Source organism: Priestia sp. FW507-14D1A (assembly GCF_058781295.1).
The window spans coordinates 138,751-160,248 of record NZ_JBYSWQ010000004.1 but is presented as its reverse complement, the minus strand read 5'-3'; the positions used below and the strand labels follow the sequence as shown (position 1 = coordinate 160,248).

The window sequence follows — 21,498 nt, the reverse complement described above, 5'->3', positions numbered from 1 at the left end:
ATTATCAATATACAGAATGCTCAATTGAGAAGCAACTACTTGCTTAAGCTCTGATTCCATTAACCAAGCCCATCATTTGATCTGCAATTGAAATAGAGCGGGAATTAAATTGATACGCACGTTGAGCAATGGACATATCAGTGAGTTCTTTGCTCAAATCTACATTTGACTGTTCCAGTTTTCCTTGCTCTACGCCTGCTGTTTCTCGAGGTTTTCCAGTCAAATCTGTAAACATATTCGGTTGGTTCATCCCTGCTGGAAAGGCAAATAGATTTTCTCCTTTAGCTTCTAGCACCTGCGGCTTTTGGACATTTGTTAACCCAAGGGTAAACTGGTCAACGCCCGTATTCGTAGTAACCGTTACCGTTCCACTTCCATCAATTTGTATATCTTTGAACGCGTTACTGAAAATAATAGCTTGACCATTTTCCCCCAGCACATCCTGACCAGAACCGTTTACTAATTTAACATTGTTCGGGCCTTCGGGGCTAAGATGGAAAGAACCATCTCGCGTATATTGTACAGGCTGTTGGGAATCTTTTACGGCAACTTGAAAATAAACGTTTGGATTAGATGCAGCTACATCTAATAGTTTATCTGTATTCTGAAAAGCACCCTGCGTCATATTCAAGCTCGTTTGATCTAAATAAGCGCCTGTGCCTTGCCGAATTCCGGCTGGCGTAAGCCGCTTTTCTGTTCCCTTGTCTTCTTGATTGTTTACTTGTTGATACAGCATATCATTAAATGAAGCATCTCTCGCTTTATATCCTGTCGTATTTGTATTAGATAGATTATGACCAATGACATCAAGTTGCTGCTGCAGCTGTCCCATCGTATTGGCCGCTGTTATCATTGTACGGTTCATCCTTCTCATCTCCCCTGTTGCTTTTAGCGCACACGCCCAATTTCATTTGCCGCTTTATCCATGCTCCTATCGTAAGCTTGCATTATTTTTTGATTTGCCTCAAAAGCTCTGTAAGCCGTTAGTAAATCAGTCATACTTTGAGCAGCATCTACATTGGAACGTTCAACAAATCCTTGCTTTAACTGATAAGAAATGCCTGGGTTATTCCTTGCTGAAGGCAAGGACTGATTGTTCAGCGTTTCATACAATCCATTCCCTGTCTTTTTAATCGTTTGTAAATCACTAGCATAAGCAATATCGATTTGTGCAACCTGCTGATTATTTTCTGTTACGTTACCTTGTGAATCAACTGTAAAGTTTTCACTTTTTAGTTGGATTGGTTGATTATTTGTATTTAATACATAAGCTCCGGTAGACGTAGTTAAAAAACCTTCCTGATCTAATGTAAAATTACTGTTTCTTGTATATTGAGGCGTATTATCAGGGCTTTGTACCACAAAAAATAGTCCGCCCTCTTTTGTAGGCATATTTTGCTCCATCAATGCAATATCAGTTGATTGAGATGTTTGCTGAAGATCACCTTGTGTAAAATTTGGAACTGTTTCTTGCATATACACGCCTGTATTAATCGCACCTATGTCTTTTTTGTTCTGAACAGAGATGCTACGTTCAGTAGGTAAATCTTCAGATTCCATTCGCTGCAGCAACATATCAGGAAATGCCTTTAACGTACCTTGATCTGCTTTAAATCCTGGCGTATTAGCATTTGCTATGTTATTCGTTAATAAGTCAGTTTGACGCTGTTGAGACAGCATACCGGCTGCTGCCGTGTAAAACCCTTTAAACATACTTCATCCTCCTTACAAGTAAACGTTGTTCGTTAGAGCTAGCTCACAGAGTATACTAGATAAAAGAAGAGACTCCTCTGTATGAAACGAGCCAATAGAGGAGTCTTCATTTATTTAAACAATATTGCGACGAGATAGTTTATCAATATTATCGAGCATAATACCTGTTCCAACAGCTACACAACCCATTGGATTTTCTGCAATTAGCACAGGCACCTTTAATTCTTCCGCTAACAGCTGATCCATACCGTGAAGCAATGCTCCACCGCCAGTTAAAATAACGCCTCTGTCTATAATATCGGCAGAAAGTTCGGGAGGTGTACGCTCTAATACACTTTTCGAAGCTTGTACAATGACGCTGACAGACTCTCTAAGTGCCTCCTCTACTTCTTCAGAATAAACAGTAACCGTACGTGGTAGGCCTGAAACCATGTCTCGCCCTCGAATGTCCAGCTCTTCATTACGAGCTTTAGGAAACACCGTACCAATTTTCACTTTAATTTCTTCTGCTGTACGCTCTCCAATTAAGAGCTTATATTTTTGCTTAATGTACTGCAAAATTTCGGCATCAAAACGATCACCAGCCATCTTAATAGAAGCTGCTGTTACGATATCGCCCATTGAAAGGACGGCCACATCGGTTGTACCTCCACCAATATCTACGACCATATTTCCGCTCGGCTGAAAGATATCCATTCCAGCGCCAATAGCCGCGACTTTTGGTTCTTCTTCCAAATAAATGGTTTTCCCACCGCTCTTTTCAGCAGCTTCGCGAATTGCTTTTTGTTCAACAGAAGTAATATTTGTTGGACAACAAATTAAAATGCGAGGCTTGGATAAAAAACCTTTTACATTTAATTTGTTAATAAAGTGTTTGAGCATAGACTCTGTAATTTCGAAGTCAGCGATAACACCATCTTTTAAGGGACGAATGGCAATAATATTACTGGGCGTTCTTCCTACCATACGTCTCGCTTCTTCCCCTACTGCTAGCACTCTATTTGTATTTTTATCAATCGCCACAACAGACGGTTCATTTAACACAATTCCTTTGCCTTTAACGTGAATTAAGACGTTAGCTGTACCTAAATCGATACCAATGTCTTTTGCTAACATACCTTAAATCCTCCTTCTATTTACATATCTTTGCATGATAACCATTCTTTTTTCCTAATTTACTATTTTATCACAATTTGTATATGTATGTTGTTATTAGCAAAAATATTTATTATATACCTATTTTATCCAAAAAATAAAATGCCCTATACTACCTCTATAAAAAAGGCAATATTGGGCATTTTTTCATTTTACAGTTTCTTCTTCCTTTTTGTACTTTAATTTTGTTGCTTCTCCTCCACGCAAATGCCGAATAGATTTATGATAATCAAGAATTTCTTTTACTTCATTTGCTAACTCAGGATTTATTTCTGGTAGACGCTCTGTTAAATCTTTATGGACAGTACTTTTCGAAACGCCAAATTCTTTCGCAATTACACGAACTGTTTTCTTTGTTTCTACAATATACTTTCCAATCTTGATAGTTCTCTCTTTGATGTAATCGTGCACACTACTCGCCCTCCCCAAATTGGATATGAGAAGTATCCAAGGGAATGTATATATTATCCCTTTTCTAACATTCTCTTTATAGGTTTGTAACAGTTTATTAGCTTGTGTGCAGATATATGCTAGAAAAGTCAGTAAGGACAAGTGATTTCTTATATTTTTTTGAAAATTTAGTGTTTTTTATTTACTTTTTTAACATAATTCATCTCATTTTAGAAAAATTCATAAAAAAAGAAGCTCGATTTTATCCAGCTTCTTTTCGTATTTATGGTCTTGCCTTATGCATTTGGTTTAGACGTATCTGTTGAAGGTTGTTTTGAATCTTTATCTTCTTTAGTCTTTTCATCAGATGATTTTTCGCTATCCTTTGATTCTTCAGAAGAAGAGTCGTCTTTTGGTTCTGTCACTTCAGCTGCTTTGACTTCTTTGATAGAACTAACAGATTTTCCAAAATAACTGCTTGGATTAATTGCTACACCATCTTTACGAACTTCAAAATGCACATGTGTTTTTGCTTCTTGATTATATAAGCTTTTTCCAGCTTTTGCGATCGTTTGGCCTTGTTTAACAATATCTCCTACTTCTACATCAGCTTTCTCAAGAGATTGATACTGTGTGACTAAACCATCTTTGTGATCAATTTCTACTACATAACCTAGTAAAGGATCTTTTGTTGCTTTTGTTACTGTACCGCTAGCTGCTGCTACAACATCAAATGATTTATCTCCCTTAACAGCTAAGTCAACACCTGTGTTTGGATGATACGTATTGTTGTAGAAAACTAGTGCTTCTTCTTGCTGTTTTTCAGATGCTTGATCGTCGTAGAAAGGCTTTTTCACGATTGCTGATGCTTCACTAGCGACTGGCATTTTTAAATTTTCAAGTGAAGCATTTACCTCTACAGCGTCGTCTCGATAAGCCGTACCGTCTTGGCTATAGCCGCTTTTGTCTTCTTTGCTAATATCGTTTCCATTAGCTTGAAACCAAAGGACTGCTGTAAGAATAATTGCTGCACTCGCTAAATAGATAGCCGGGAACACCCAACGCTTTCTAACTAATTTTTGAACTTTCGATTTTGGAGAAGTACGTTTCTTTTCTTCCTCTCTCATATATCATCACCTCAGCAATCAGTCTGAACACAATTGAATGAATATATACACAGTGATAAAAAATTTTTTTCGATTATTTTTCAACAGATGAATCTAAAATATACATTTTATTTAAAAAAAGTGAAAACCATAAAAAAAGACCCTGATATAAGGGTCTTTGAATTAGCGTTTAGCTGTCAATTGTGCAACAAACTGATCGTTAGGGGTAATCGCAACACCTGTATAATAATGAGTAACAATATCTTTATACGTTTTTCCTTCCAGTGCCATACCATTTGCTCCGTACTGACTCATCCCAATACCATGTCCATATCCTTTTGTGTTGATGATAATTTCATTACCTTTTTTTGTCCAATGAAAGTCGGCTGACGATAAACCCAATTTTTCCCGAACATCTTTTCCCGACAGTTCTTTACCGTTTATCTTTACGTAATCTACGCGCTGCCCCGGCGTTCTAGAGACGATTTCACCTACTGATCCACTGTTTGTTAATTTCACTCCAAGCCTCTGTTCAAAGCTAGCAACAGACATTACTTTCTGATTTGTAAATTCTGGGGACTTTTTATCCCATGGACTAGCTACACTTTTTAGATAAGGAATGGAATTCTTCCAATACGCCTCTGAATTTTCAGTGTAACCATTGCTTGTAGAAAAGAACGTAGCATTAATTGGCTTATTTTTATACGTAAGAATTTGACCTTGGGTGTCTTTCACTGCTTCTTGAATTTTTTTGATTTTCCAATCATAGTCTTTGTTCCATCTGCTTCTTAGCTCATCTTTATTTAAATATACTTGGTACTCTACGGTATCAGTCACATCCGCTCCTTGGGGAAGATGACTATTTCCATTCATCATAGTTTGTACAATATAGGTTCTGGCTGCCAAACTTTGAGCCTTAAGTGCTTCAAGCTCAAAAGTAGCAGGCATTTCAGCTGCTACTACCCCTACAAGATAGTCTTCGAGCGGCAGTTTTTCTACTTTTTTCGTTTCCGTACGATAAACACTGACGTCAAGAGGAGACGCTGTCACTTTTTGTAGTTTTTCGGTTTGTGGGGTCTGTTTGACATTTTCATGTAGCTTTCCATCTGTCTTTTCAGTAAAAGGAACAACGAGAAGTGTTGGGATGAGTAACACAACGAAAAAAAAGATGACTCCTAGTACGACGATTGGCTTTGCTTGTTTCATGAACGCCTAGCCTCCATATCTATTATTTTGACAAGGAACACCTATATCCCTATATTCCATATGTATGGAGGTGGACAACCTTTTATGACAGCAAACCGGCCATAAGGGTCGTCCAACGACAAAAAAAGCATCTCACTATGAGATGCTTTTTTTATGACATATTTATTTCACGTCTGAAGCCTGTTGAGTTTGTTCTACTTGCTTTGTTTCGTCATTTACACGTTCAATATCAGCGCCTAAAGCGGCTAATTTATTGTGGAAATTTACATAACCACGATCAAGGTGTTTTAATTCCGTTACACGCGTATAGCCGTCTGCTACAAGTCCTGCTAATGTTAACGCTGCTGCTGCACGAAGATCTGTTGCTGCTACTTCAGCGCCTTGTAGTTGAGAAGGTCCGTTAATAATAACAGAGCGCCCTTCAATTTTAATATCAGCGTTCATGCGGCGAAACTCTTCTACGTGCATAAAGCGGTTTTCAAAAACTGTTTCTGTAATCATACTTGTGCCTTCTGCTGCTAATAATAATGCCATCATTTGAGATTGCATATCCGTAGGGAAACCTGGATGAGGCATTGTTTTAATATCTACTGATTTTAGCTTTTCAGGTCCTACAACGCGTAAGCCGTCGCCTTCTTCAGTAATTTCAACACCCATTTCTTCCATTTTAGCAACAAGTGAACTGATGTGCTCTGCTACTGCACCGCGTACAAGTACGTTTCCACCTGTAATAGCTGCTGCTACCATGAATGTTCCAGCTTCGATGCGATCTGGAATAATTGCATGTTCTGCACCATATAATTTATTAACACCTTCAATACGGATCGTACCAGTTCCTGCACCGCGAACTTTAGCGCCCATTGCGTTTAAGAAGTTTGCTAAGTCGACAATCTCAGGTTCTTTTGCTACGTTTTCCATAATTGTAGTGCCTTCCGCTAATGCTGCTGCCATCATAATATTTTCTGTGGCACCTACACTTGGGAAGTCTAAATAAATTTTAGCACCTTTTAGTCTTCCTTCAACTTTTGCATCAATAAAACCATTTCCTACTTGAACTTTAGCACCCATTGCTTCAAAGCCTTTAAGATGCTGGTCAATCGGTCTTGATCCAATCGCACATCCGCCAGGTAAAGCTACACGAGCCTCACCTGTACGCGCCAATAAAGGACCCATTACAAGTACTGAAGCGCGCATTTTTCTTACATATTCAAAAGGTGCATCTGTTTTTAACTCTCTTGATGCATCTACAACTACACGATTTGTTTCAAAATCTACTTCTGCATTCAGATGTCTTAAAACTTCGCCAATCGTAAATACATCGGAGAGAGCTGGTACATCATTTAGAATTGTTTTTCCTTCACTAGCTAATAAGGTTGCAGTGATAATAGGTAAAACGGCGTTTTTTGCTCCTTCAACTTTAACTGTACCGCTTAATCTATTTCCACCGCGGACGATGATTTTTTCCAAGGTATTCCCCTCCGCGTCCATTTTCTCTATATTAATATTCAGACGTAATGATAGGTGTGCCAACAACTATGGTTGTTTGACCGCCCATTCTTGTCTTGCGTAATGCAATTTGTAAGTTCATTTCCTGCTTTTTCGTTTGAAGAGCTTCTTTCCACAGTCCAGTATATGCTGAAACAGAGGTAAATGACTCTTCCACTAGAGATTCCACTGGTTTAGCATTGAAAGCTCGTAATAGGTCTTGAATTTCAACAGACAAAACACTTTCCATCTTATCATTGATTTCCCCTGTTGCACAAGAGAAAATTATGGGTTCTGATAGGAAAATTTTTTCATAATTTGTCTGAAATACATTTTGAAAATGGGTCATATTTTTTTCTTTTAAACCTTGTCCCGTTACATGATACGATATGTACGCATTGCTGTGTTCATCGATCGCATAAGTTAACAGAATGACTTCGTTCACATCTTCACTTTTGCGTGTACCTATTGCTTTCCATAGGTCTCTTTCCCTCTTCACTTCCCATTTAAAACCTCTAAAATTACTTTTAATAATTTTAGCTTGCGAATAAAAGGTTTTTTGGTCAGTAACAGCTTTTACTTCTTCTCTTGCATACAACGATACTTCAGTTAACGAAACATGCTGCTTATTTAAGGTGTGAACAATCTTCTCAATAGTAGTTTCATTGTTTTGGGCATTGCTCACATAACTTCCATGATATACGAATAAGCCAGTAATGAAAATAGCCAAAAAGACACTAATTTTTTTAAACATTTCGCCACTCCCTCTCCGTACTCACCAGTCTTTCCAGAAGGCGATGATACATACATGAAAAGGGTCGTCATATTTAGACATAGCGACATACATTAGCGTATAAATTCGTATATCTTCAATGAATGAACGTCTATTTTATCATAGACTCATAGCTTGCCAATCATTGAAAAAATGAGGGAATGCGCTGTGACCAAAATAAATAATCCAAAAAGAAATTACTTACTGTTGATGAAATCGTAATGGTCAATAAAATAAGCATTAATTTTGCTTGAAACACATGATTAGGTTTCATCAGCTTTTCAATTTGAAAGCCTTGCAAAGCATACCAAGTAATCACAATAAAAATCAAATGTGAAATCATGGTTAGTAACGTTTGCTGTTCAATTCCTCCAAACAATAAAAGCACTCCTTTTAAACACCATATGAAAAGAAGAGACGATCATCGTCTCTTCTTTTCATATTAAAGCACACTTATGCAAATTCGTAAACGGTAACATGAAAAACATTTATTTTATTCCCTATTTTAAGATCCTTTTCCATTATTGAGCAAAATAAAGAAGATGGATGCGCTTAGTTGAATGGAATATATAATCATAGATGAATGCTATTTGCTCTTCCCCTTTTGTATAATAGAGCAAAAAAGCCCTCTCATTCGTTTGAGAGGGCTTTTTTTAGAACTTACGTTGACTAATATCTAAACGATTGACTGCCCGTTTTAAGGCAATTTCAGCACGCTTAACATCAACGTCGTCTTGTTTGCTATCAAGGCGCATTTCAGCGCGCTTTTTCGCTTCTTCTGCACGAGCTACGTCAATCTCTTCAGCTGTTTCAGCAGCCTGTGCAAGAATTGTTACTTTGTCAGGTCTTACTTCAAGAAATCCTCCGCTAACAGCCACAAGTTCTGTACTGCTTGCTTTCTTCAAGCGGACGGCTCCAATTTGTAAAGGAGCAACCATCGGAATATGGCCATGTAAAATACCAAGCTCACCGCTCTGTGCTCGGGTACTTACCATTTCCACTTCTGATTCGTAAACTGGGCCATCAGGAGTCACTACACTGACATGGATTGTCTTCATTTAAAAAACCTCCTATGTCCCTTAAATTAAACTTCTACTCCCATACGTTTCGCATTTTCAATAACTTCTTCAATGCGACCAACTAAACGGAACGCATCTTCAGGTAAATGATCGTATTTACCTTCCAAGATCTCTTTAAATCCTTTAACAGTTTCTTTTACAGGAACATAAGAACCTTTTTGACCTGTAAATTGTTCTGCTACGTGGAAGTTTTGAGACAAGAAGAATTGAACGCGACGAGCACGTTGTACAACAAGTTTATCTTCATCAGATAACTCATCCATACCTAGGATTGCAATGATATCTTGTAACTCTTTATAACGCTGTAACGTTTGTTGAACTTGACGCGCAATTGCATAGTGCTCTTCTCCAACAATTTCAGGAGATAAAGCGCGAGATGTAGATGCTAATGGATCTACCGCAGGGTAAATACCCATCTCTGATAATTTACGCTCTAAGTTTGTTGTTGCATCTAAGTGAGCAAATGTTGTCGCTGGAGCTGGATCCGTATAGTCATCGGCTGGTACGTAAATCGCTTGAATCGATGTTACAGAACCTACGCTTGTTGACGTGATACGCTCTTGAAGCTGACCCATTTCTGTCGCTAATGTTGGCTGATAACCTACTGCTGATGGCATACGGCCAAGTAATGCTGATACTTCTGAACCCGCTTGTGTGAAACGGAAGATATTATCAATAAAGAATAATACGTCTTGACCTTGTTCGTCACGGAAGTATTCTGCCATTGTTAATCCTGTTAATGCAACACGTTGACGTGCACCAGGTGGCTCATTCATTTGTCCAAATACCATAGCCGTCTTCTTAATAACACCAGAATCTGTCATTTCATGGTATAAGTCATTACCTTCACGCGTACGCTCACCTACACCAGCGAATACTGAAATACCGCCGTGCTCTTGAGCAATGTTATTGATTAATTCTTGAATTAATACTGTTTTACCTACACCGGCACCACCGAATAGACCGATTTTTCCACCTTTAATGTAAGGAGCTAATAAGTCTACTACTTTAATACCTGTTTCAAGAATTTCAGCTTGTGTAGATAGATTTTCGAACTTTGGTGCTTGACGGTGGATTGGATCACGACGTGCACCTGCATCGATTGGGGCGTCTAAGTCGATTTTTTCACCTAATACGTTAAATACACGACCTAACGTAACGTCACCAACTGGTACTGAGATTGCTGCACCTGTATCTTCTACTTCTAATCCACGAACTAAGCCGTCAGTGGATGACATTGCTACTGTACGAACCGTGTTATCACCTAAGTGAATCGCAACTTCTAATGTTAATTCGATTGCAACTTCACTTGCACTGCTCGGTTTATGTGAAATTTTAAGGGCGTTATAAATTGCCGGAAGGTGTCCGTTGTCAAACTTTACGTCTACAACTGGACCCATGATTTGAGTAACGCGTCCTTTTGTCATCGTGTTCCCTCCTAACTTGCTTTTCCATTAAACTTTCTATTCTAACGCTGCCGCTCCGCCAACAATTTCCGTAATTTCCTGGGTAATTGCCGCTTGACGTGCACGGTTATATGACAATGTAAGATTATTGATAAGATCTTTTGCGTTGTCTGTTGCACTTTTCATTGCTGTCATACGAGCAGCATGCTCACTTGCTTTTCCATCAAGCAGGCCGCCGTAAATTAAACTCTCTGCATACTGAGGAAGTAATACTTCTAAAATCTCTTCTTGTGATGGTTCAAATTCATAACCAACAAGTTTACCAGAAGGTTGAAGATCTGTTAGAGGCAATAGCTTCTTCTCCGTCACTTCTTGTGAAATCGTATTGATAAAGTGATTGTAGTATAAGTAAAGTTCATCAAACGTACCGTCTGCAAACATTTGAACTGTTTGTGAAGCGATTCCTTGAATGTCAGCAAAAGCTGGCTGATCTGCTAAGCCTGTGATTTCAAGCAAAACCGGAATACCGCGTTTTACGAAGAAATCTCTCCCTACTCGTCCAATTGCAATCACACCGTATTCATCAGGTGATTGATGGCGTTCTTCAATAGCTTGAGATACTTTTCGCAAAATATTACTGTTATATGCTCCTGCTAGACCGCGATCTGAAGTGATTACGATGTAACCAGTCTTCTTCACACTGCGCGCAGTTAGCATTGGATGTGAAGCGCCTCTGCTGCCTAGGGCTACGCTTGAGACTACTTCTTGAATTTTTTCCATGTATGGAACAAACGATTTTGCATTTTGTTCCGCTCTATTCAGCTTTGCAGCTGAAACCATTTCCATTGCTTTCGTAATCTGGCTCGTTTTTTTCGTCGATGTGATTCGAGTTTGTATATCACGTAATGATGCCAAAGGTTTCACCACCTTGTTTTAGAAGATCACGTGGTATGAAAGGTGAACAAATGTTCACCTTCACCTTATTGAAAGATTGTCTTAACATACCATGCTGACAATATATTATTCAGATGCAATAAATGTTTTCTTGAATTCTTCAAGTGCTGATTCGAATACGCCAGCTTCAGGAAGACCACCAGTTGTACGGATTGATTCAAGTACTTCTTTACGGTTTGACTCTAACCATGTTAAGTACTCGTCTTCAAAGCGCGTAATATCTGATACTGGAACATCATCTAAGAAGCCTTTTGTTAATGCGTAAAGCACAGCTACTTGTTTTTCTACGCGAAGCGGTTTGTGTAAACCTTGTTTTAAGATTTCAACTGTACGCGCTCCTCGATTTAATTTTGCTTGAGTTGCTTGGTCAAGATCAGAACCGAACTGAGCAAACGATTCAAGCTCACGATAAGATGCAAGGTCTAGACGCAGTGTACCTGCTACCTTTTTCATCGCTTTAATTTGTGCAGATCCCCCTACACGTGATACAGAAAGACCAGCATTAATCGCAGGACGTACGCCTGAGAAGAATAGATCTGACTGTAAGAAAATTTGTCCGTCTGTAATCGAAATTACGTTCGTTGGGATATAAGCAGATACGTCTCCTGCTTGCGTTTCAATAAATGGAAGAGCTGTTAATGAACCTCCACCTTTTGCGTCCGATAACTTTGCCGCACGCTCTAATAAACGAGAGTGCAGGTAGAATACATCCCCTGGATACGCTTCACGACCTGGAGGACGGCGTAATAGTAATGAAAGTTCACGATAAGCTGATGCTTGTTTTGTTAAGTCATCGTAAATAACAAGTACGTGCTTACCGTTATACATAAACTCTTCACCCATTGTTACCCCAGCGTATGGCGCTAAGAATAATAGTGGAGCTGGTTGTGAAGCTGATGCTGTTACAACGATTGTGTAATCTAGAGCACCGTGTTTACGTAATGTCTCTACTACGTTACGAACTGTTGATTCTTTTTGGCCAATCGCTACATAGATACATACCATATCTTGATCTTTTTGGTTTAAGATTGTATCGATTGCTACCGATGTTTTACCCGTTTGACGGTCACCGATAATTAACTCACGCTGTCCACGACCGATCGGCACAAGTGCGTCAATCGCCTTGATACCTGTTTGAAGCGGCTCATGTACTGATTTACGATCCATAACGCCAGGTGCAGCACCTTCAATTGGACGTGTTTTTGTTGTTTCTACTGGGCCTAAGCCGTCTACTGGCTGACCTAATGAGTTAACAACACGACCGATTAACTGCTCCCCTACTGGAACTTCCATGATGCGTCCTGTACGGCGAACTTCGTCACCTTCACGAATTTCCGTATATGGTCCTAAAATAATGATACCTACATTGTTTTCTTCTAAGTTTTGTGCCATTCCCATGACACCATTTGAAAATTCAACCAGTTCTCCAGCCATGACATTGTCGAGGCCATGAGCACGTGCGATACCGTCCCCAACTTGGATAACAGTACCTACATCACTCACTTTAATCTCAGACTGATAGTTTTCAATTTGCTGCTTGATCAGCGCACTAATTTCTTCAGCTTTGATGCTCATGAATTTCACCCCTATCTACGATCTGTGTGCAAGAAGTCCTCTGTGGATCGTTTCTAATTTGCTGCTAATGCTGCCATCATAGATACGATTACCAATGCGAAGCTTCACGCCGCCGATTAGGCTTTTATCTACTATATTTGAAATATTTAACGTATGTTTTCCAACTTTAGAAGCAAATGATTGCGAGATTGCTCTTTTCTCATCTGCACTTAAAGGTTTGACAGAATAAACAGTTGCATCTGCCACGCCACGTACTTCGTTCGCTAGGAAACGATACTCTTGTACCATTTGGCTAACAATTTGAATGCGGTGACGCTCTAATAATAGAAGAACCGTATGTTGAACAGTTGGTGAAAGTTCAGCAAATGCCTCACTTACAAACTGTTTTTTTCGCTCAATTGTAATTTTCGGATGAGTTAATACATCCATTAATTCAGGTGTTTTAGCAAACACCTCTTCAACGATTTGTAGCTGGTCTTGCATTTCATCGATCATCTGTTTTTCTGTTGCTAATTGAAAAAGAGCTAGTGCATAGCGTTTGGCTACAGCTGGTTGACTCATCGTACATCCCCTACTTCTTGGATATATTCATGAATTAACTTCTCTTGATCTTGTTCAGAAAGTTCTTTTTCAATAACTTTCGACGCAATTAAAACAGATAATGAAGCAACTTGCTCACGTAACGCAGCAACTGCTTGATCTTTTTGCTGTTCGATTTCTTGTTTTGCTGCAGCTTTTAGACGCTCAGACTCTTCGCGTGCTGCCGCAATGATTTCTTCTTTTTTATCTTCTGCAGACTTTCTAGCGTTTTCCATCATTACTTGCACTTCTTGACGAGATTGCTTTAAGATTTCACGCTGCTCTTCAACAAGCTTCTTCGCTTCCTCATTTTGCTTTTCTGCTTCATCAATCTCACCGGCAATATGCTCTTCACGTTTTTTCATGATTCCCATTACAGGACCAAACGCGAATTTTTGAAGTAACGCAAGTAGGATAAGGAACATCACTAATTGGAAAAGAATATCTCCACCATTAATGCCTGCTGCTCCTAACACAAACATGTTCGACACGGCCATGTTCACTCCCTTCAGAGACTCCACATATATAATTTACTTATTAAAGACATAAAGTAATGGCGAAGGTTCTTTTGAATGATCTTCGCCACATGTAACACATTATTATTTACCTTGTACCATGAATGCAATAACTACGGCGATAATTGGAAGCGCCTCAACTAAGGCAACCCCAACGAACATCATTGAAGTTAATGTACCACGTGCTTCTGGTTGGCGAGCTGTGCCTTCAATCGTCTTAGAAACGATAAGACCGTTACCAATACCAGCACCTAGTGCCGCTAAACCAATCGCAATTGCAGATGCTATTAAACCCATTTTATAAAGTCCTCCCTTAATATATATGATTTTGTTTAACAAAGTTTTGTTTTGTCCAAATTGGGTATTACTTGAACAAAGCTTTATAAATTAATGGTCGCTACTCACTTTGTGAGATAAATAAACCATCGTTAACATTGTGAAAATGAAGGCCTGAATTGCGCCTACAAAAATACTAAATCCTTGCCATAAAAGCATTGGAATAGCAGCTCCAATTGTACCTAAGAAGCCTGTTGTTGCTAAACCAGCTAGCAAGCTTAACAAAATTTCCCCAGCATAAATATTACCGTAAAGACGAAGGCCAAGCGTTAACGTATTGGCAAACTCCTCGATAATCTTAAGCGGGAATAAAAATGCCATTGGCTTGAAGTAATCTTTCGTGTATGCAGAGAAACCTCGCATTTTAATACCATAATAATGTGATAGTACAACTACCATAACGGCTAACGTCAGCGTAATTGCTGGATCAGCGGTTGGCGATTTCCACCATAAGTTATGGTCAATCACGATGGCAAATGGAAGACCCAACATATTTGACACAAAAATGTACATAAGTAAAGTTACACCTAGCGTCAAAAAGCGGCCACCTGTTTTCCAATCCATATTGCTATTAACGAGTCCTTTAACAAAATCTAAGACCCATTCAATAAAGTTTTGTGCACCGCTTGGCTTCATAGCAAGAGTACGAGTACATAAAACTGCAATTAAGAATACAATAACAGAAGCTACGGTAACCATAAGCAAGTTACTTTGACTAAAAGTAAGGCCTAGAAACTCTATAGTTGGTGATTCATGACCCAACTGTGTTCACCTCTCTTTCTATCTTCTACGCATATTTTGAACAACTAAATCTATGATAATGACAACATAATACGTCATTAATCCCACAACTACACTAATAATATGAAAGGTTTTTGGATAAGAGATGGTAATCACAACTGCGAGAGCAGCTGTTGCAAATCTTACAACAGTCCCAATTGAACGGGGCTTTTTCCCCTCATCCAACGCCTGTCCAAACTGCTCAAACTTTCTTACCAAGTTCCACAAATTATACAAACTCAGGGCGGTTCCTAAAATTAAACCTGCAAAAACAGCCTTATAACTTGTAAATCCCCAGCCGAGAACGTATAATGCTAACAAATACAATATGTATGAACGAAGTCTTGGAAAAACGTGCTGCAAATCCTGCATGAATTATTAATCTCCTGAAAAAAAATGGTGGACTGTCCGCAGCATCATAAAAACACCTGCTGCTAGCCCTGAAAGAAGGCCTAAAATCAAAAATAGTGGTTCGGTATCAAGCCATTGATCAGCCCATCTCCCAGAGAATAAGCCAATTAAGACTGAACCTGCTAACTGTGATAGAATGATTGACACTAATGCCATCGCTTGCAAAGGATGACGGTTGCGATCTTTCATAAGCTCATACCCCTTTTGCAAAATTTTCTTTTTTCCGAATTCTCTATCGTTTTTATAGCTCAATATATGATAGAAAGGCAAAAAAAATTGCTAAAAAAGGTAAAAACAGCTAATAAAATACGCAGAAATATCAACGGTTTTCACAGGTTGAAAACCTTATCATTTATATTCCCTGTAAGCATACAATAGCGTATATTTAATGTCAATGTGTTTAAGCTAAAAACTTCACAATCTCTTCTTATTGTTCACATTTCTGCCACACATAAAACCTCTTCAAATGAAAACATTTAAAGAGGTTCATTCAATCGTTATTGTACTGTGTACAACCTGCTCTTGTCTATGCTTTTTCACAAATGCAAATATTTGGTACGACCCCGGTACAAGCGATTCATCGATCGTTATTTTTCGTTTTCTCATGCCTCTTTCTACATCAACGTCAACATCTAAATACGATATAAACTGTAAAGACTGCTTATCAAAAAGAGCAACGCCTAACTCATCTGCTCCTTCAGGCAAAAACAGTTCATAGCTATACGTATTTTTCTCTTTTTCCGCTGCTACTTGCAATCCCATGACACGAGGATAATCTGGAATGCTAACCATGTACATATAAGGAAGCGAAAATGTTTCACGTGAATCATTTATTTCCAAATATCCGTCATATATACCTTTATTTTTAAAACGGGGCTGCACCGATAAAGTGACAGCTATTTCTTTTGTCTGATGTGGCTGCACCGTGACGGGTAATGGAACATCCCAGTTCACTCCTTCATCCCTTTTCGGAACGTTTAAGCGATACGTTTTTGCTTTATCAGACTGGTTATCAATTTTAAATGATAAGACTTTCTTTGATGGGCGCGTAAAAATACCGAAAGATAAAGAAGATGGATAAAATAAAGAGTCTGCTGTGACAGCTTTTGCTATTTGAATTCTCCCGGCTCCTTGTTCATATACGCGATACGTTTGACCGTTTAGCTGCTGCATTACTTTACTTGTGTTCATCAATGAAGCTTTGACTTGTTCAGGAGACCAGTTCGGGTGAGCTTGTAAAATAAGAGCACACGCTCCAGCTACATGGGGCGCAGCCATACTTGTGCCATGCATGCGTTCATATCCCCCGGGAACTGTACTATTAATGAAGTAACCAGGTGCGACGACGTCCGGCTTGATTCCCCAAGTAGTCGTTACAGGCCCTCTTGAACTGAAAGATGTAAGCAAGTCTTGAACCACTTGCTTGCCAGTGCGTAAGTATGGCTGTTGAGACTGAATGTGTTGATTAATGGTATCACCGCTTTTTTTACTTACCCATATCACTGGAATATTTACTGACTCTTTTAGTTTACCGATTATGCTTTTTTCAGTCGGACTATATAAAATAACGGCTTTTGCTCCTGCCTGTTCAGCTTGTTTAATCTTTTTTTCAACCGCATTTCCTTCTGCTTTTAGCAAAATGACGTTGCCCAACGCATGCTTTTGCTCTTTGGAGTATTGTTCATTTATTACACGCAGCGTTTGATTAAACGTCCATGGACGAGACCCTTCTACTGGCGCCATCATAATTTTTTCTTTGTTAAATCCAATTGTTAGAAATTGAACTATCGTCGGGGAAACAGAAGCGCCAACGGAAATAGCTTTTCCCGCTGTACCCGGAGAGCCCACCGTCCATAAACCTGGACCTGAATTGCCGCTGGATGTAACCGTTACAATTCCTTTTTCAACAGCTCGATCTAACGCTAAGCTTGTTGGTAAATCCGGACCATTCACATCATTTCCTAATGATAAATTAATAATATCTACATCATCTTGAATTGCTTTTTCGATAGCTAGAATAACACTTTCAGACGTTCCAGCTCCTCCTGGTCCAAGAGCTCGGTATGCGTAGATCTCCGATTGAGGTGCTACACCTTTAATATTTCCATTTGCTGCAATAATACCGGCTACATGAGTGCCATGCAGAGTAGGCTCTCCTTGCTCCCGAGTGGTTTCCATCGGCTCATAATCTTTATCTATTACATCATACCCTCCCCTGTAGGTTTGTTTTAAATCGGGATGAGAATAATCAACACCCGTATCGATGACGCCTACTTTGATCCCTTTTCCTGTTAAGCGCTGATTATGAGTATCAAATAAGCCTCTTACCTGTTCTGAGCCAATGAAGGTTACGCTATTTTCTTCTGCAACCTGGTAGTTTTTAATAGAATGTGAACCAATAATAGAAGGATTATGAGATAGTTTTTCCAAATCCGAGATGGAGCCATTTAATGAAAGTCCTGTAAATACCGTGTGAAATTCGCTCTTAATCTTTATATTAGGATAATTTTTTTGTAGCTGACTTTTAAATTCCGCGAATTTTTCTTTTTCAACCATGACAATTATTGATTTTTCCTGATGATTCATTTCTTGTTTTATAGAAGGAAATGTCGGATTGAGCGACATTTGCCCTCCCCCGCTCCCTAATATAAAGCTAAGCATTAACCATTTAATCCACATAAAAAAACACCTCTCACACTATCGTGTCTCAAAGAGACACTTTTCATGTGAAAGGTGTTTAGAAATCTTACGAAAGCGGATTAAAAGCTTCCGGTCTGTTTTCCCGGCGGTTGAAATAGTAGCTAATAGCATCACAAATACGTTTAGAAGCTAAGCCATCTCCGTAAGGATTCGATGCTTGTGACATTTGCTTATATACGTCTTCATCTATTAACAGCTCTTTTGCTAGCGTATAAATTGTTTCTTCTTCCGTTCCTGCTAGTTTGAGCGTTCCTGCTTCAATTCCTTCCGGTCGCTCTGTTGTATCACGAAGTACCAATACAGGTACGCCTAATGAAGGAGCTTCTTCTTGAACACCGCCCGAATCTGTCAAAATAATATGAGCGCGCTCAGCGAAGTTATGGAAGTCAATTACATCTAACGGTTCAATTAAATGAATGCGTGGGTCATTTCCTAAGATATCGTTTGCTGTTTCTCTAACTACCGGATTCAAATGAACAGGATACACAACTTGCACATCTTCATGTTCATCCACAATACGTTTAACAGCACGGAACATGTTTTTCATTGGTTCGCCTAAATTTTCGCGGCGATGCGCCGTTAATAAAATGAGACGATCATCTCCCAATTTCGTTAACACTTCATGCTCATATGTCTCTTTTACTGTCGTTTTTAACGCATCGATAGCTGTGTTTCCAGTCACAAAGATCCGCTCTTCTTTTTTATTCTCTGCTTGCAAATTAGCTGCAGACTTATCGGTTGGAGCAAAGTGCAAATCAGCGAGAACGCCTGTAAGCTGACGGTTCATTTCTTCCGGATATGGAGAATATTTATTCCATGTGCGCAAACCTGCTTCAACATGTCCCACCTGAATTTGATTATAAAAAGCTGCTAGTCCGGCAATAAACGTCGTAGTTGTATCGCCGTGTACAAGCACGATGTCCGGCTTTACTTTTTTCATTACGTCGTCCAAACCTTCTAATCCTCTGGTCGTTACGTCCATAAGAGTTTGGCGATCTTTCATAATGTTAAGGTCATAGTCAGGCTGAATGTCAAAAATGCTCAATACTTGGTCTAACATTTCACGGTGCTGAGCCGTTACCGTAACAATCGCTTCGAACTCCTCCGGTCGCTTTTTAAGCTCTAGAACTAGAGGGGCCATTTTAATTGCTTCTGGTCTTGTCCCGAATATCGTCATTACTTTAATTGGCTGCTTCATGTTCATCACCCGAATCTACAAATTATTTTGTACCGAATAAACGATCCCCTGCATCACCTAAACCTGGAACAATATATCCATGGTCATTTAATTTTTCATCTAATGCCGCAATGTAAATATCTACGTCAGGGTGTGCTTCTTTTACGATTTCCACACCTTCAGGAGCAGCAATTAAACACATAAATTTAATGTTTTTAGCGCCTCTTTTTTTAAGAGAGTTGATTGCTTCTACAGCTGACCCTCCTGTTGCAAGCATAGGATCTACTACAATAAAGTCACGCTCTTCTACATCATTAGGCAGCTTTACATAATATTCAACAGGCTGTAATGTTTCTGGATCACGATATAAGCCAACGTGTCCAACTTTAGCAGCTGGCATTAGTTTTAAAAATCCATCTACCATGCCGATACCAGCACGAAGAATTGGAACGATACCAAGCTTTTTCCCTGCAATAACTTTTGACTTTGTTTTGCAAACCGGTGTTTCAATTTCAACGTCTTCTAGCGGTAAATCACGTGTCGCTTCAAAAGCCATTAAGCTCGCCACTTCATCAACTAATTCACGAAACTCTTTCGTTCCCGTTTTTACATCGCGTATGTAAGTTAATTTGTGTTGAATAAGCGGGTGATCAAATACGTATACTTTGCCCATTGATATCTCTCCTTATATATAAAGATGTACACATTAAAATACCATTCAACGAATTGAATGGTACGTACTAGTAAAAACATATCTCTTGCTAATTAAATTTATACATTGCATTCATTTTACAGAAAAAAGTTTTTGAGTTCAAGCATTATTCAAAAAATGATTGAATTGCTACCACTTTCTCCATAAAAAAACAGGCACAAAGGCCTGTCTCTCTTAAAGTGATTTATACATTTCAAACTTACTTGTTAAAGCTTCAACGCGTGTTTTAGCTTCAGCTAGCTTTTCTTCATCTTCAATATTTTTAAGCGTTAATCCGATGATAGAAGCAATTTCATCCATCTCTTCTAAGCCAAATCCGCGAGTTGTAACTGCAGCTGTACCAATACGGATACCGCTTGTTACAAATGGGCTTTGCTCATCGTAAGGAATTGTATTTTTGTTTGTTGTAATACCTACATCATCAAGTGCTTTTTCAGCTACTTTGCCTGTCAAATTCATTGAACTTACGTCGATTAACACAAGGTGATTGTCTGTTCCTTCAGATACAAGAGCAAATCCTTCTTTCTTTAATCCTTCTGCTAAACGATTAGCATTGTCGATGATATTTTGAGCATAGTGCTTAAATTCATCTTGTAGTGCTTCACCAAATGCTACTGCTTTTGCAGCGATAACGTGCATCAATGGGCCACCTTGAATACCAGGGAAGATTGACTTATCAATCTTTTTCGCAAATTCTTCTTTACATAAAATCATACCGCCGCGTGGTCCGCGCAGTGTTTTATGTGTTGTAGTTGTAACGAAATGAGCATGTGGCACAGGATTTTGATGAAGTCCTGCAGCTACTAGACCAGCAATATGAGCCATGTCTACCATTAAATAAGCGCCTACTTCATCAGCGATTTCACGGAAACGCTTGAAGTCGATTGCGCGTGGATATGCGCTTGCACCAGCCACAATTAATTTTGGCTTATGTGTACGCGCTTTTTCTAATACATCATCGTAGTTAATACGATGTGTTTCACGATCTACGCCATATTCGATGAAATTGTACTGAACACCACTAAAGTTAACAGGACTTCCGTGCGTTAAGTGACCGCCGTGCGATAAATTCATACCAAGTACTGTGTCTCCAGCCTCTAAAACAGTGAAGTATACAGCCATGTTTGCTTGTGCACCTGAGTGAGGTTGAACATTCACATGCTCTGCTCCGAAAATTTCTTTTGCACGATCACGAGCTAAGTCTTCTACTACGTCTACGTGTTCACAGCCGCCGTAGTAACGTTTAGCTGGATAGCCTTCAGCATATTTATTTGTTAAAACTGAACCTTGTGCTTCCATTACCGCTGTTGTTACAAAGTTTTCTGAAGCAATTAGCTCAATCTTAGTACGTTGTCTTTGTAATTCATCCTTAATCGCATTATAAACTGCTGGATCTTGTTGCATTAGTTGTTTCTCCATCAAAATCCTCTCCTCATTTCGTATTCGC

23 protein-coding genes are annotated in these 21,498 nt (G+C 39.1%); all 23 read right to left on the bottom strand.

Annotated elements, in window-relative coordinates; all coding sequences use genetic code 11:
• Positions 1 to 43 precede the first annotated feature (43 nt).
• Entirely contained in the window at positions 44 to 865 is an 822-nt protein-coding gene (locus AC3WJG_RS16455) for a flagellar hook-basal body protein (protein ID WP_028409693.1), read from the bottom strand.
• Positions 866 to 888: 23 nt separating this feature from the next.
• Complete coding sequence (locus AC3WJG_RS16450) at positions 889 to 1,713, bottom strand: flagellar hook-basal body protein (RefSeq protein WP_028409694.1); 825 nt, start codon at positions 1,711 to 1,713, stop codon at positions 889 to 891.
• A gap of 114 nt (positions 1,714 to 1,827) precedes the next feature.
• The gene (locus AC3WJG_RS16445; RefSeq protein ID WP_013059791.1) at positions 1,828 to 2,829 is read right to left on the bottom strand and encodes a rod shape-determining protein; all 1,002 of its coding nucleotides are present in this window, start codon (positions 2,827 to 2,829) and stop codon (positions 1,828 to 1,830) included.
• Positions 2,830 to 3,015: 186 nt separating this feature from the next.
• Complete coding sequence (gene spoIIID, locus AC3WJG_RS16440; RefSeq protein WP_013059792.1) at positions 3,016 to 3,279, bottom strand: sporulation transcriptional regulator SpoIIID; 264 nt, start codon at positions 3,277 to 3,279, stop codon at positions 3,016 to 3,018.
• 275 nt (positions 3,280 to 3,554) lie between these two features.
• Positions 3,555 to 4,385 carry a stage II sporulation protein SpoIIQ gene (gene spoIIQ / locus AC3WJG_RS16435; protein WP_028409695.1) on the bottom strand — a complete coding sequence of 277 codons (831 nt, stop codon included), beginning with the start codon at positions 4,383 to 4,385 and terminating at the stop codon, positions 3,555 to 3,557.
• Positions 4,386 to 4,547: 162 nt separating this feature from the next.
• Entirely contained in the window at positions 4,548 to 5,570 is a 1,023-nt protein-coding gene (gene spoIID / locus AC3WJG_RS16430) for a stage II sporulation protein D (RefSeq protein ID WP_028409696.1), read from the bottom strand.
• A gap of 162 nt (positions 5,571 to 5,732) precedes the next feature.
• The gene (murA, locus tag AC3WJG_RS16425) at positions 5,733 to 7,037 is read right to left on the bottom strand and encodes a UDP-N-acetylglucosamine 1-carboxyvinyltransferase (RefSeq protein WP_013059795.1); all 1,305 of its coding nucleotides are present in this window, start codon (positions 7,035 to 7,037) and stop codon (positions 5,733 to 5,735) included.
• 31 nt (positions 7,038 to 7,068) lie between these two features.
• Entirely contained in the window at positions 7,069 to 7,809 is a 741-nt protein-coding gene (locus tag AC3WJG_RS16420) for a YwmB family TATA-box binding protein (RefSeq protein ID WP_028409697.1), read from the bottom strand.
• A 160-nt stretch (positions 7,810 to 7,969) separates the two neighbouring features.
• A complete protein-coding gene (locus AC3WJG_RS16415; RefSeq protein ID WP_013059797.1) occupies positions 7,970 to 8,206 on the bottom strand; it encodes a DUF1146 family protein in 237 nt (78 codons plus the stop codon).
• Positions 8,207 to 8,480: 274 nt separating this feature from the next.
• Positions 8,481 to 8,885, bottom strand: coding sequence for a F0F1 ATP synthase subunit epsilon (locus AC3WJG_RS16410; RefSeq protein WP_013059798.1), 405 nt, complete (start codon positions 8,883 to 8,885; stop codon positions 8,481 to 8,483).
• 26 nt (positions 8,886 to 8,911) lie between these two features.
• Entirely contained in the window at positions 8,912 to 10,333 is a 1,422-nt protein-coding gene (gene atpD, locus AC3WJG_RS16405; protein WP_013059799.1) for a F0F1 ATP synthase subunit beta, read from the bottom strand.
• A gap of 36 nt (positions 10,334 to 10,369) precedes the next feature.
• Positions 10,370 to 11,227 carry a F0F1 ATP synthase subunit gamma gene (locus tag AC3WJG_RS16400; protein ID WP_013059800.1) on the bottom strand — a complete coding sequence of 286 codons (858 nt, stop codon included), beginning with the start codon at positions 11,225 to 11,227 and terminating at the stop codon, positions 10,370 to 10,372.
• 105 nt (positions 11,228 to 11,332) lie between these two features.
• On the bottom strand, positions 11,333 to 12,841 hold the full coding sequence (gene atpA / locus AC3WJG_RS16395) for a F0F1 ATP synthase subunit alpha (protein ID WP_013085461.1): 1,509 nt from the start codon (positions 12,839 to 12,841) through the stop codon (positions 11,333 to 11,335).
• A 15-nt stretch (positions 12,842 to 12,856) separates the two neighbouring features.
• Positions 12,857 to 13,402 (bottom strand): F0F1 ATP synthase subunit delta, encoded by a 546-nt coding sequence (locus tag AC3WJG_RS16390; RefSeq protein ID WP_013085462.1) that lies wholly within the window; start codon positions 13,400 to 13,402, stop codon positions 12,857 to 12,859.
• On the bottom strand, positions 13,399 to 13,917 hold the full coding sequence (locus tag AC3WJG_RS16385) for a F0F1 ATP synthase subunit B (protein WP_013085463.1): 519 nt from the start codon (positions 13,915 to 13,917) through the stop codon (positions 13,399 to 13,401). Before AC3WJG_RS16385 ends, AC3WJG_RS16390 begins: the two co-directional genes overlap by 4 nt.
• A 102-nt stretch (positions 13,918 to 14,019) precedes the next feature.
• Entirely contained in the window at positions 14,020 to 14,232 is a 213-nt protein-coding gene (gene atpE, locus AC3WJG_RS16380; RefSeq protein WP_013059804.1) for a F0F1 ATP synthase subunit C, read from the bottom strand.
• Positions 14,233 to 14,322: 90 nt separating this feature from the next.
• A complete protein-coding gene (atpB, locus tag AC3WJG_RS16375; protein ID WP_013059805.1) occupies positions 14,323 to 15,033 on the bottom strand; it encodes a F0F1 ATP synthase subunit A in 711 nt (236 codons plus the stop codon).
• Positions 15,034 to 15,051: 18 nt separating this feature from the next.
• Entirely contained in the window at positions 15,052 to 15,423 is a 372-nt protein-coding gene (locus tag AC3WJG_RS16370; RefSeq protein ID WP_013059806.1) for an ATP synthase subunit I, read from the bottom strand.
• A 6-nt stretch (positions 15,424 to 15,429) separates the two neighbouring features.
• Complete coding sequence (locus AC3WJG_RS16365; RefSeq protein WP_013085464.1) at positions 15,430 to 15,651, bottom strand: AtpZ/AtpI family protein; 222 nt, start codon at positions 15,649 to 15,651, stop codon at positions 15,430 to 15,432.
• A gap of 297 nt (positions 15,652 to 15,948) precedes the next feature.
• Positions 15,949 to 18,141, bottom strand: a complete 2,193-nt coding sequence (locus AC3WJG_RS16360) for a S8 family serine peptidase (RefSeq protein WP_136790291.1) — start codon at positions 18,139 to 18,141, stop codon at positions 15,949 to 15,951.
• A gap of 67 nt (positions 18,142 to 18,208) precedes the next feature.
• Positions 18,209 to 19,360: a non-hydrolyzing UDP-N-acetylglucosamine 2-epimerase gene (wecB, locus tag AC3WJG_RS16355; RefSeq protein WP_016765923.1), complete on the bottom strand. Its 1,152-nt coding sequence runs from the start codon at positions 19,358 to 19,360 to the stop codon at positions 18,209 to 18,211.
• A gap of 22 nt (positions 19,361 to 19,382) precedes the next feature.
• Positions 19,383 to 20,012, bottom strand: a complete 630-nt coding sequence (gene upp / locus AC3WJG_RS16350) for a uracil phosphoribosyltransferase (protein WP_013059810.1) — start codon at positions 20,010 to 20,012, stop codon at positions 19,383 to 19,385.
• Positions 20,013 to 20,225: 213 nt separating this feature from the next.
• Complete coding sequence (glyA, locus tag AC3WJG_RS16345) at positions 20,226 to 21,470, bottom strand: serine hydroxymethyltransferase (protein ID WP_013059811.1); 1,245 nt, start codon at positions 21,468 to 21,470, stop codon at positions 20,226 to 20,228.
• Positions 21,471 to 21,498: the final 28 nt, after the last annotated feature.